A 12,372-nucleotide genomic window follows, 5' to 3' on the forward strand; every position below is an offset into this window, starting at 1 on the left:
GGCGCAACCCGGCGGGGCGGGCCGGGGGGTTAAGGGGGGGGGGGGGGGGGGGGCGCCCGGCCGCGCCGGGGGGGGGGCCGACGCCGGGCCGAGGCGCGCCACGATCGTCTGCTCGTGGGCGTCGGCGTTCTCCTGCGGATCGGCCGGCGCGGTGTCGCTTGCGAACAGCGCCTGCACGCGCGGGGTGATCGCGCCGGGCACGCTGCCCGCTGCGGTGAGCCTGGTGAACAGATCAGCCACCGCGCACCAGCTCCAGGTAGGAATCACGGCGCTGCTGGGACAGGGCGAAGATCTGCTGCTCAGACCAGCCGTACGCGCGGGCCAGCTCGTCGACCTCACGCAGCAGCCGCTGAGCGTGGGCGCGCAGTTGCGCCCAGACGAACTCGGCGGCGGCCAGCGCGGCCTCCCACGCGCAGGCACACTGGGGGCAGACCAGCTCGAAGGTGATGTCGGCGTACGGGTCCGCCGCAGCGATACGCGCGGCCAACTCGGCGCGCAGCGACGGCGGGCAGGACGGCGCGCACCGCTGCAGCAGCAGCGTCGCCCCGTCCGGGGCACCGACACACGCCGCCAGGTCGTCGTCGTGCGGCAGCCGCCAGTCGACACTCACCTCGCCGGAGACCAACGGCTCGACAGGCGCCGCCGGCGGCATGGCGGAGGTGAGTTCGACGACGGGAACGCTGAGCTCCACGTCGGTCGCGCAGCGGGGACAGCGGGCGAGCCCGTCCAACCGGACGCCGAAGTGCTCGACGTAGACCGCCAGCAGGGCCGCTTCCCGCCGGCCCACCGATGGTTGCGGCGGCTGACCGAAGGCGCGCAGGAGCGCCGCGGGCCTGGCCGCAGCCGGCACGGACCGCACGCTCTCCCACGCGGCGACGACCGCTGCGGGGACCATCACCGTCAACCGACAGGCTCGGTGAAGCTCGGCTCGGCCGGCTCGCCGACCTCGTAATCACGCTCCCAGCCCTCGTGCTCCAGCCGGAGGGTCTGGATGGCCACAGCGTTGGCGTTGGCGTCCAGATCCGGCAGCGCCTGGTACTCCGACACCCACGCCCGGAACACCTTGTACGCCAGCACCAACTGGCCGGCCTCGTTGTAGACCTCGATGATGAGGTCCTTACGGAAGTTCTTCAGCGAGGTCTCCGAGCCCAGGCCGGAGCCGTAGTTCCAGACGCGGTTGGCCCACCGCTCGAACTCCGTGTCATGCGTGACGCCGCGCTCCAGCGTGATCGCCTCGTACTTGGTGCGGCCGGGCGACTTGCGGGAGGTCGACGGGTCGCCGCCCTCGCGGTGCTCGACCACCTCCGTGGTGCGCTTGAGCGCGCCGACCTTGCTGACCCCGGCCACGTAACGGCCGTCCCAGCGGACCCGGAACTTGAAATTCTTGTACGGGTCGAATCGCTGCGGGTTCACCGTAAACCTGGCCATCGTTCCTCCTACGCAGCTACCTGGCCGGCCAATTGCTGAAGCTTGATGACGACGAACTCGGCGGGCTTCAGCGGCGCGAAGCCGACGACGATGTTGACGATCCCGCTGTTGACATCGCTCTGCGTCGTGGTCTCCCGATCGCACTTGACCAGGTACGCCTCCCTGGGCGTCTGCCCCTGGAACGCGCCCCGCCGGAACAGGTCGTGCATGAACGCGCCGACGTTGAGCCGGATCTGCGCCCAGAGCGGCTCGTCGTTGGGCTCGAACACGACCCACTGCGTACCCCGGTAGAGGCTTTCCTCGATGAACAGCGCCGTCCGGCGGACCGGCAGGTACTTCCACTCCGAGGCGAGCCGATCGTTACCCTGCATGGTGCGTGCGCCCCAGACCACCTGACCGGCGGCGGGCAGCGTCCGCAGGCAGTTCACCCCCAGCGGGTTGAGCTGGCCGTTCTCGGCGTCGGTCAACGGCACCTCGAACGCGGGCACACCGACCAGCGCGGCGTCCAGGCCGGCCGGAGCCTTCCACACACCGCGCTGGGCGTCGGTGCGGGCGATCGCGCCGGCCACCGCGCCGCACGGGGCGAACGACTCCAACTGGTTGTCCCGCAGGGGGTTGGGCTGCTTCAGGCGCGGAAAGAAGACTGCGGCGTTCTTCGAGTTCGTGCCGACACTGCCGGTGAGGTCGCCGGCACCGGTGACGGCGTCGTCCTTCTTCGTCCAGACCGGATCCACGATGAGCATCGCCCGGCGCTGCTGACAGTACTCGGCGGCGGCGCTGATCACGCCGGACTCCACCGCACCGGCCACCCCGCCGTCGGGGTCCAGCTCGTACGGCGGCACGCACAGCAGGTTGAACAGGTCCGCGTGGTCCAGCGCCCGGATCCCGCGTTTGCCCGCCATCGTGTACTCGGCGAGCTTGGGGATCGCACCGTCGTGCGGCACCTCGTCGGCGGCGGCGACCTTGGTGTTGGTCGCGATCGCGTTGTCCTGCCAGGTGTCCTCGCCGGGCTTGGGCGCGGGATGACCGTCGGGCCGCTCGGTGGCCGCGTCGACCGAGGCACCCTTGACCAGTGCGGACTCGTTCTTCAGCACCAGGTCCACGCGACGCGGGCTGTCCAACGCGACCGAGACGTTGCGGAACTCCTCCACGAGCCCGGTCAGGCCGTCGCGGACGTACAGGTTGAACAGCTTGGTGTCGGTGGTGTCCCGGGTGTCCCAGTCCACCCGGGCCCGCAACCGGTTGCCCCACCGGCCGGGGTGACGCGCGGTCAACGCGTACTCCGTACCGCCGCCGCCCGCCGGGGCGAGCTTGACCACGGCGTGCGTGGCGTCCGTGCCCTTCTGCTTGAACAGCCGCACGATGATCGCCTGCGAACCTCCGTTGAGGAAGAAGTCACGCACCGCGTAGGTCATCGGACTGAGCACCCACAGCCCGCCGAAGATCCGCTCGAAGTCGGCGAAGCTGTTCACGACCACCGGCCCGTCCTCGTCGGTCGGGCCCCGCAGGGCGCGCCCGACGAACGCGGTGACGGAGGTGGCGACGCCGGTGATCGTGCGTACGCCGCTGGCAACCTCTTCGACGTACACGCCCGGATAGCTCAATGAGACCGGCATGACGACCTCCCTGAGGGGCGGCTGGATGAGTTCGAGTTACGCCTCGTGATGCATTCGGTTCTCACCCGCTCGGTACGGGACACATCCTCGGGCGGCAGGCCGTAGCGTAGACAGCCGGATACAGAGAAATACACCACATCGAAAGTCGGCTACCCGACCGAACGGCCCGGCCGCCGGTGTTCCCCGACCCGCTGCCCGCTACGGCCGGCAGGCCCAGCTCAGCGCGCGTCGCGTCGAGCCCGTCGGGAAGTGGACACTCACCGCCGGCACCGGCCGCCGGTAGTGTCTCGGACACGTCGAGGTGTTTCCGGAGAGGCGGGTTGACGTGCGCGAATCGGCCGCAGCCAACCCCCGGCAGAACGCGGCGGCGACCTCGCCGGTCGTCACCCCGCCCGCCGGTGCGACGGTTCCGTCACACGAGCACGAGCACGAGGACGCCACCGCCTTCGACTTGGCGCGCGTGCTCACTGCCCGCACCCCGCGCCCGCCGTTCGCCTTCGGCCTGAACCACGGCGTCCCCACCGGCCGGACCGTCGCGAGCACCACCGATGCTCTGGAGCACGAGGGGCATGCGGTGGCCGACCGGATCGCGGGCACACGCCCGGCCATGCCGGGCGGTCACGAGCCGGCGCTGCCGGACGCCGACACGAGCGGGCTCGGCACCGGCCGACCGCTGGACGCCCCGACCCGGCGACGGTTCGAGCACGAACTCGGCGCGGACCTCAGCTCGGTACGTATCCACACCGACGCCGCCGCGGCGCGCTCGGCGCACCGGATGGGCGCCGCCGCGTACGCGGTGGACAACCATGTCGTGTTCGGCGACGACGGTTTCGCGCCGTCCACGGAGCGGGGCACCTGGCTACTCGCGCACGAGCTGACCCACGTGGTGCAGCATGCGGTTCACGACCAGCACGACATCGTGCACCGCGCGCCCGAGGACGTGCCGATGCTCGAACAGCAGCTGTTCGACGGGGTCGCGGCCGGCAGCGGCGAGGGCTACCTCAGCGCCGCCCGAGCCCTGAACCGGTTCGCCGACTACGACATCGCCCGGCTGTTGTCGGACAACCCCGGCAAGGGCCGCAAGGCACTCACGCTGAGCCAGATCGCCGCGATCCACCTGGCCGCGCGCGACGCTCCCGGCCTCGGACCGAACTCCAACGCGGCGACCTTCACCAGGCCCGCGTACCTGGACCGGAACATCAGGAACCTGATGGAGAAGGACGACTGGCAGGGCGTCGCCGAGTACCTCAACGGGTTCAACGAGGCCGACATCATGACTCGGTTGCGCAAGATGACGATCGAGAAGATCGACAAGGTTAGGCTCGGCGCGCTGGACAACAAGGCGGTCGGCAAGGACAGCGCGGTCTTCAAAGTCGCCGAGCAGGCACGCCGGGTGGCCAGTCAGGCCCTGGTGGACCAGGCGGCCGGTCCCGGCGCGAAGAGCGTGACCGTCACCCTCGGCGGCGGGAGCACCGGTGTGCCGGTCGCCGACCAGCAGCCGCTGGACCCTGGAACCGACGGCAAGGCCGACCCGCAGTACATAGACAACAGCATCGTCAATGTCAGCTACGACGTCCTCACCGGCCTGTTCCAGGTGCAGTATCAGGACGGCGATTACCTCGACCTGGACTTCGACAGAGTGCTGAAGGGGGCGAAAGCGAAGTCCGGCATGATCGGCGTCTACTTCAAACACAAGAAGAACGGGCGCGTCTACCCCGCCACCTTCAACAGCAAGGACCTGCCGAACATCAGCGCGTGCGCACTGGCGATCGAGGCGAAGATCCCCGAGGCGCAGGCCAGAGCCATCGGCGCGATGATCGAAGTAGCCGTGTCGGCGGCCGGCGTCGCCGGTGCGGTGATCCGGTTCGGCCAGTCGATCACGCGCCCGCTGGCGAAAACGGCCAAGCCTTCGTCCACGACCGACCAGAAGGCCCCGCCCAGCCAGGCCGGCAGACCCGGCACGACCACGGGTTCCGGCGGCTCGGGCGGGAGCGGTTCGGGCGGTGCCCAGAAATCGCCGCAGGGCATGAGCGCATCCGGCTCCGGCAAGGCCGGCACCCCCGCCCCGAAAGCGGGCAGCAGATCCGGCAGCGGCCAGTTGCAGGAGGTGACCCAGGGCGGCGGCAGGGCCGGCGGCCCCGTGCAGGACCTACCCAGCGAGATCGCGTGGCCCAGGATCTCCGGGGAGACACCGCTGACAGGCGCTGGTTTCGTGCTGCGCACGGCGTACGGGGCGGCCAAGGTCTCCGGACGGGCGCTCGGCCAGGGCGCCCTGGTGAAAGCGGCACCGGGCGCACGGGTCCTGGGCGCCACGAAGACCGTCGCCTCGGGTCCCCTGGAGGTGGCCGGCACCTCCATCGCCAAGGCCGTCCTGGTGACCGGCGGCAAATTCGTGCCGCAGGCGGCCGCCAACGCCGGACGCACGGTGCTGTACGCGCTGGTCCTGCGGGACAACACCTACCTGGTGGTGGAACCGGCCGAAGCCCCGGGCGCCGACAGCACTCCCGCGCAGGCTCCCGGCCAGAGCAGTGGGACGGCCAGCGCTCCCGGCCGCGACACGGCTCCGATGACAGACCCGGTCGACAAGACGCCCGCCCAGGCACCTGGGCAGCTCGTCGACGACCCGGCCGAGTGCAAGAAGCTGATCGGGGCCAAGGTCACCCACGACCATCACATCTTCCCGCAGAAGTTCCGGCAGCGGTTCAAGGAGATCGACATCGACATAGACGACTGGACGGTGACGATGGGGTGGCAGGACCACGTGGGCAAGGACGGCCTGCACGCCGGCTTCGGCTGGAACGACGAGTGGGAAGTGTTCTTCGACGACATGCCCGACGTCGGCACGATGACCCCCGAGCAGGCACGCGGCTGGAAGCTACGGGCCCAGAACTTCGGCTACCGCCTGATGATCGAAGCCGGCATCGACCGCCGCAAGCTCCACCCGTACCGCAAGTAGCGGTCGGCGCCGCTGCTGCCGAGCACGTGCAGGGTGCCACGCGTTAACAAGGGGCCCCTCCTCTACTGCAGGCGTTAACAAGGGGGCCCTCCTTACCGCTCACTTGGTGAAGCGGCCGCCGGTGACGCCGAGCACCTCGCCGGTGATGAAGCTCGACTCCTGCGAGGCGAAGAAGACGTACGCGGGCGCCAGTTCGGCGGGCTGACCCGGCCGACCGACCGGAGTGTCCGTACCGAACTGCTCGACCTTCTTCTTCGGCATGGTCGCCGGGATCAGCGGGGTCCAGATCGGGCCCGGTGCGACCGCGTTCACCCGGACGCCCTTGTCGACAAGGTCGGCGGCGAGTGCCTTGGTGAAGTTCGCGATGCCCGCCTTGGTGGTGGCGTAGTCGATCAGTTGCGGCGACGGGTCGAACGCCTGGATCGACGACGTGTTGATGATCGCCGAGCCTTCGTCCAGGTGCGGTAGCGCCGCCTTGCACAGCCAGAACATCGCGTACAGGTTGGTCTTGAGCACCCGGTCGAACTGTTCGGTGCTGATCCCGGCGATGCCCTTGTCCTGCGCCATCTGATAGGCGGCATTGTTCACCAGGATGTCGATGCCGCCCAGGTCGGACAGCGCGCGGTCGATCAACGCCTGGCAGGTGCCCTCGTCGGTGATGTCGCCGCGTACCGCGACGCCCTTGCGCCCGGCGGCCTCGATTAGCCGTACGGTGTCCTGCGCGTCGGCGTCCTCCTCCTCGCCCAGGTAGGAGATCAGCACGTCGGCGCCCTCCCGCGCGAAGGCGATCGCCACCGCCCGACCGATGCCGGAGTCACCGCCGGTGATCACTGCCTTCTTGCCGTCGAGTTTGCCGGTGCCCTGGTACGTCTGCTCGCCGTGGTCGGGCTTCGGGTTCATCTCCCCCGTACGCCCCGGCGGCGTCTGCTGCTGGGCCGGCTGGCCCGACTGCTGGCCGTACTGCTCGGTGGGGTCCTGCTGGGTGTGCTGGTCCTGGCTCACGGGGGTCTCCTCGCGTGGGTCGATCGGATCGGGTCCCGAATGGCCCTACCCCCGTCTGGTGCGTGAAAACAGCGATTTGTTCCGGGTCACCACCGCTAAAGCATCCTAGGATCCTGGGTGACAACTGCGAACGACGATAGCTCAGGGCTGCCGGGCGCGGGGGTTCGGCAGTCGGGCGGCCAGGGCAAGGGCGGTGCGTACGGGCAGCCCTTCGACCAGTTGCCCGAAGTCGGACCGGCCCCGGCAGAACCGGGTGAACGCCCGCCAGCCGGGCGGCGTGGCCACCGCCGCGTGGAAGAACTCCGGCCATCGGGAGAAGACGTCGAGCAGCCGGTATCCGGCCCGTATGGAGGGCACGAGCCGCTGCTCGACCGCCCGTTCGTAGCCGGTCAGATCCGCGTCGGCGACCGCCTCCCCGGCCAGTTCGCCGGAACGCAGCGCGTAGCTGATTCCCTCCCGGGTCCAGGGTTCCAGCAGGCCGGCGGCGTCCCCGGCGACCAGGACCCGGCCCCGGCGCAGCGGTGAATCCTCGGCGCGGCAGCGGGTCAGGTGCCCCGTGTCGTGCACCGGTGCTGTCCCGGCCAGGCCGAGACGGTCGACGAAGCAGCGCAGATACTCCCGGGTCCGATCCCCCTCGCCCCGGCCGGCGATCACCCCGACAGTCAGCCGGTCCCCTTTGGGGAACACCCAGGCGTACGAGCCGGGCAGCGGGCCCCAGTCCAGCAGCATCCGGTGCCGCCACTGGGCCTGCTGGTGCGGCGGCACCGGCAACTCCAGTTCCAGCCCCAGATCCACCTGCCGGTAACGCACCCCGACATAGCGCGCGCTGACACCCGACGAGCCGTCCGCGCCGACGACCGTACGCGCGAGGAACGTGGTGTCGTCGGCCAACCGCAGGCGTACGCCGTCGGGGGTCTGGTCCAGGGCACGGACCGTGGCCCGCTCGCGGACCTCGGCTCCGGCGGCCACTGCGGCGGCGCGCAGCCGGTCGTCGAACTCCTCCCGGCGCACCATGCTCACCAGGCGCCCGGGCCGGTGCCGCCGGGTGAGCGGGCGGCGCCCGTCCAGTGTGAAGGTGACCTGGTCGACCGCGTCGTGCACGGGTACCTCGATCCGGCTGGCGACGGCCGCCAACGAGGTGCCGGTCAACCCGCCACCGCAGGTCTTGTAGCGCGGGTGCGCGGCCCGCTCCACCACCAGCGTGCGAACGCCGCGCCGGGCGGCGGCATAGGCGGCTGACAGTCCGGCGGGGCCACCGCCGATCACTGCGAGTTCCCAGACGGTCACCGGTGCAGCGTAGGTCAATGCGGACCACCGTGCGGGGACGCGAACCACGCGCCGGAGCTGGGGCATCTTCGGCGCCGCAGGGGGTAACCGCGCGGCGCAGACCGCCTGCCGCAGGCGGGTTGGCGTGAGGAGGACATCATGCAGCAGGTGCAGCTGTCGGACGTCGAGGCTCGGGTTTACGACGCGGTGGCGGCCCTGGAGGCGCGCGGACAGGTCCCGTACCCGGACATGATCGCCCAGGAGTGCGGCCTGACTGAGGAGCAGTTGCAGAGCCCTCTGCACCTGCTCACCGAGAAGAATCTGCTGCACCGGGAGGACTCGCCGATGGCCGGATTGGACTTCGGTCCCCGGTTCTGCGCGCAGCAACTCACGTGACGGTCGCCGCCGGACGGCACGTTCCCCGGGTAGACGGGACGACGCTCGTTCGACGGGAAACCCGATGAGGTCGGCGGACCCCGAGTCGTACGACGGGCGTCGGCGTTGGCAGGCCCTCGGCGTCGGGCTCGTCGCGGCGTTCATGACGCTGCTGGACATCAGCATCGTCAACGTGGCCCTGCCATCGCTGGACCGGGCGTTGAACGCCAGCCCGGCCGACCTGCAATGGGTGCTGTCCGGGTACGCGTTGACCTTCGGTCTGGTGCTGGTGCCGGCGGGTCGCTTCGGTGACGCGCACGGGCGGCGCAACACCTTCGTGTTCGGCGTCGCGCTGTTCACAGTGACCAGCACGATGGCCGGCCTGGCCCAGTCCCCCACCTGGCTGGTCGCCGCCCGGCTGCTTCAGGGCGCCGCCGCCGGTCTGGTGAACCCACAGGTGACCGGGATGATCCAGCAGCTCTTCCAGGGTCCCGAACGGGCCCGACCGTTCGGCCTGCTGGGCGCCACCATCGGCATCTCCACCGCGATCGGTCCACTGCTCGGCGGCATCTTGATCGCCGCCGGCGGGCCGGAGCACGGCTGGCGGTGGGTCTTCTTCGTCAACGTGCCCGTCGGGGTCATCGCGGTGATCCTCGGTTGGCGGCTGATCCCGCACCGGCCGGTGGGCCAGACCGTCCGCCGCCGGGCAGACCCGGTCGGCGTACTGCTGCTGGGCGTCGGCGTGACGCTGGTGCTGCTGCCGCTGGTGCAGCGGGAGCAGTGGCACGGCCCGGTCAAGTGGCTGCTGCTGCCCGCCGGCCTGATCACGCTGGTCGGTTTCACGCTCTGGGAGCGGCGGTACGCCCGCCAGGGCCCCCCGCTGTTCGACGTGGGCCTGTTCCGCGTCCAGTCGTACGCCCTCGGCGCGCTGATCGCTCTGACCTACTTCGGCGGTTTCACCGCGATCTTCTTCACCTTCACCCTGTACCTGCAGACCGGGCTCGGCTACAGCGCACTCGTCGCGGGTCTGGCCATCACCCCGTTCGCGCTCGGCTCGGCCGTCGCATCGGCGGTCGGTGGGCGGATCGTCAACCGGTTCGGCCGGCCACTGGTCGCCACCGGGCTGCTCGCCGTGGTGGTCGGTCTCGGTCTGGTGGCGCTGGCCATCGAGGTGGCGCCGCACCCCCCGGTGCCCTGGGTGACCGCCGCTCCCCTGCTGCTCGCCGGGATCGGCAGCGGCCTGGTGATCGCCCCGAACCAGACGTTGACCCTGTCCGAGGTGCCGGTGCCGCAGGCGGGCAGCGGTGCGGGGATGCTACAGACCGGCCAGCGCATCGGATCGGCGGCCGGTATCGCCGCCGTCGGCGCGGTCTTCTTCTCGATCGTGGGCAGCGGTGACGACTGGTCGAAGGCGTTCGAGCGGTCACTGATGGTCTCTGCCGGGATCATCGTGCTGGCTCTGCTGACCGCTCTCGTCGACATCGTCCGTCATCGTCGGCACGCCTGAGGGCCCAGCCCGGGCCGATCCGCGGTGCGGGAGACGCGGATCGGCCGGCCCCGCGAGAGGGCCGGCCGATCCGTCAGGTGGGAACACTCACCAGAGCTGGGAGACGACGTCCGCCGCCTGCTCCTCCCACTGCGCGTAGTGGAACGGGTAGGCCGAAACCTGCACCGTCTGCGCCGCGGCGGTCAACGGCATGTCACGCCAGCCGTTGACGTTCTTCAGCGCCTGGAAGAAGGCGTTCGAGGAGTACTCCGGATCGGTGATCTGCGATTCGGTGCCCCAGCCGCTGGACGGCCGCTGCTGGAACAGCCCCTGCGAGTCGTGGTCGTTGTAGGCGCCCAGGTGACCGAGGTTGTACAGCTTCGACTCCTGCAACGCGGTGGCGATGCCGATCACCGCGCCCCGCTCGCCGACGCCGGTCTCCTTGGCCACCTCGATGATGGTCTTGGCGTTCTGCCGCTGGGCGTCGTCCAGCGGGACACGCGACTGCGCGCCCTGTACGCCGTGCGGGATCAACTCGCCACGGGTCGGCTTACCGGAGGCCGGCTTGTCGGTGTGTCCGCCGGTGGTCAGCGCGGATTCGACCGTGGTGCCGGTGGTTTCCCGGCCGGTGGCCTTGTCGATCGCCGCCACGGCGCCCTCGTGCGGGCCGGTGGTGATCGGTGCGGCGACTGCCGTCGGGCCGAATGCCAGCCCGGCGAGGGCGGTTACGCCCACCACGCTCAGCGTGGTCCGGTGGTTCGGGTTCGTCGCGATGGCCGGGAGCCATCGAGTGAAGTCGAACTTCACGATGGTTGCCCTTTCGATCGTTACGAGCCGCTCGGGGTTGAGCCGCTCTCGGGGGACTGCGATGGCCGGCGCGAGGTTTGGCTGCCGGCGTCTTTGGGGACACAACCCGGCTGACCTATCGGGCATTTCCGGAAATGGGGTGAACGCGGAGGGTGAGACCCTGCTCACGCCTCGGGTCGGGTGGGCGGTCCGAACCCGGCACGAACCGGATACCGGTCAAGAGCGGGCGACGATCCGGACGCTCGGTCAGTCGGCAGGCGCGCCGAAGTGCACCAGCACGTGCCAGAGCTGCTTGAGGTGTTGCAGCGTGTCACTGATCGGGCCCCGGTCGGCCCAGCGGGCCGGGTGGGTGACCACCGAGGCGGCGGCCCGACCGATCAGGGCGGCGGTGAGCGGTTCACCGGGTCGGGCGAACTCGGCGTGCACCCGGGCGGCCAGCGGTGGCATGGCTGGCCCTCGGAAATCGGCGTCGACCTGATCCACGGGCAGGGTGAAGCCGGCGTGCCACCGCAGCCGGAAACCGTGGCGGCGGGCAGCCACGACGAGGGCCGCACCGACAGCGGTGCCCCGGAACGAGGGATCGGCGACCAGCTCCAGCACGTCCCGCCCGAGGTTAACCGCGCCGTGCACCTGCGCCTCGATGTAGTCGTCCAGAGCCCGGCCGGCGGCCCGGGGTGTCGCGGCGACCTCCTCGCGGCTACGGAGCAGCTGCGCGGTGAAGTCGACCAGATCCATGCCGGGGCGGCCCAGGCAGGCGCCGGTGTGCACGGTCGCCGTGAGCAGCGCGACCAACACCGGTTCCAACACGTCGACGGTGCCGAGGTCACGTGGACCCAGATGGCTGTCGCCGAAGCAGAACGTGGTGCGGTGCAGCACCTCGGGCCGCAACCGCAGATGGCAGGAGCCGAAGCGCGGAGCTGCGCCGTCCGGATGGTCGAGCAGGTTCAGGCCGCCGTACTTGGGCCGGTCCCTCGGGGACACCCCCGGCTGTTGGTACGCGCCACCGAACAACTGCTGCTCCCACCGGTCCCGGTCACCGCCCGGGTACGCCGTCAACCCGCCGTTGGAGATCCCCGTCTCGAACTGACTGCGGTAGACGCCCTCGGTGGCGAGCGCCTGCGCTACCGATCGACCGTCGGCGAGCAGCCGGTCGGGATGGAAGTTGAGGGTGACCCGACCCTCGCGGCCGAGCGCCGCGACAAGCTGCTCCGGGTCGTCGCGTACGCCGGTGCCGGCGAGCAGCCGTCCGATGATGGCCAACGCGTCGGGCCGGTCACGCAACGCCCACATCCGCACGTGCCGCAGCGCGTGGCGCTGAGCCGGGGTAAGCGTCGACGGTGGACCGGGCTGGCGTGGGACGCCACCGGCGGCGGGCGGACCCGCCGCCGGTACGCGCTCAGGATCGGATACGGACGACACGGCGACAGGATCGCCCG

At 70.6% G+C, this 12,372-nt stretch carries 10 protein-coding genes; 3 read left to right on the forward strand and 7 right to left on the reverse strand.

Features of this window, described 5'->3' with window-relative positions:
- Positions 1-232 precede the first annotated feature (232 nt).
- The 3 genes from AB0M35_RS20335 to AB0M35_RS20345 are packed head-to-tail and all read right to left on the reverse strand — an operon-like array spanning position 233 to position 3,044.
- Positions 233-895 (reverse strand): hypothetical protein, encoded by a 663-nt coding sequence (locus AB0M35_RS20335; protein WP_363747106.1) that lies wholly within the window; start codon positions 893-895, stop codon positions 233-235.
- Between the two features lie 5 nt (positions 896-900).
- Positions 901-1,428: a phage tail protein gene (locus AB0M35_RS20340; protein WP_363747107.1), complete on the reverse strand. Its 528-nt coding sequence runs from the start codon at positions 1,426-1,428 to the stop codon at positions 901-903.
- Positions 1,429-1,436: 8 nt separating this feature from the next.
- Complete coding sequence (locus AB0M35_RS20345) at positions 1,437-3,044, reverse strand: phage tail sheath C-terminal domain-containing protein (RefSeq protein ID WP_363747108.1); 1,608 nt, start codon at positions 3,042-3,044, stop codon at positions 1,437-1,439.
- Between the two features lie 325 nt (positions 3,045-3,369).
- Here AB0M35_RS20345 and AB0M35_RS20350 point away from each other — a divergent pair, with 325 nt between their 5' ends.
- The gene (locus AB0M35_RS20350) at positions 3,370-6,000 is read left to right on the forward strand and encodes a DUF4157 domain-containing protein (protein ID WP_363747109.1); all 2,631 of its coding nucleotides are present in this window, start codon (positions 3,370-3,372) and stop codon (positions 5,998-6,000) included.
- A 99-nt stretch (positions 6,001-6,099) separates the two neighbouring features.
- On the opposite strand, the gene AB0M35_RS20355 is transcribed toward AB0M35_RS20350, so the two are convergent.
- Both AB0M35_RS20355 and AB0M35_RS20360 read right to left on the reverse strand, forming a co-directional pair.
- Positions 6,100-7,002: an SDR family oxidoreductase gene (locus AB0M35_RS20355; RefSeq protein WP_363747110.1), complete on the reverse strand. Its 903-nt coding sequence runs from the start codon at positions 7,000-7,002 to the stop codon at positions 6,100-6,102.
- Between the two features lie 141 nt (positions 7,003-7,143).
- Positions 7,144-8,289, reverse strand: a complete 1,146-nt coding sequence (locus tag AB0M35_RS20360; protein WP_363747111.1) for a geranylgeranyl reductase family protein — start codon at positions 8,287-8,289, stop codon at positions 7,144-7,146.
- A 138-nt stretch (positions 8,290-8,427) separates the two neighbouring features.
- On the opposite strand from AB0M35_RS20360, the gene AB0M35_RS20365 reads away from it, so the two are divergent.
- Together AB0M35_RS20365 and AB0M35_RS20370 are read left to right on the forward strand one after the other, a co-directional pair.
- Positions 8,428-8,664, forward strand: a complete 237-nt coding sequence (locus tag AB0M35_RS20365) for a hypothetical protein (protein ID WP_363747112.1) — start codon at positions 8,428-8,430, stop codon at positions 8,662-8,664.
- A gap of 64 nt (positions 8,665-8,728) precedes the next feature.
- Positions 8,729-10,150: an MFS transporter gene (locus AB0M35_RS20370; RefSeq protein WP_363747113.1), complete on the forward strand. Its 1,422-nt coding sequence runs from the start codon at positions 8,729-8,731 to the stop codon at positions 10,148-10,150.
- Positions 10,151-10,237: 87 nt separating this feature from the next.
- On the opposite strand, the gene AB0M35_RS20375 is transcribed toward AB0M35_RS20370, so the two are convergent.
- Positions 10,238-10,936 (reverse strand): hypothetical protein, encoded by a 699-nt coding sequence (locus AB0M35_RS20375; protein ID WP_363747114.1) that lies wholly within the window; start codon positions 10,934-10,936, stop codon positions 10,238-10,240.
- 246 nt (positions 10,937-11,182) lie between these two features.
- A complete protein-coding gene (locus AB0M35_RS20380) occupies positions 11,183-12,226 on the reverse strand; it encodes a DUF3626 domain-containing protein (protein WP_363747193.1) in 1,044 nt (347 codons plus the stop codon).
- Positions 12,227-12,372: the final 146 nt, after the last annotated feature.

It is taken from the genome of Micromonospora sp. NPDC051196 (genome assembly GCF_040682415.1).
GTDB lineage: Bacteria > Actinomycetota > Actinomycetes > Mycobacteriales > Micromonosporaceae > Micromonospora.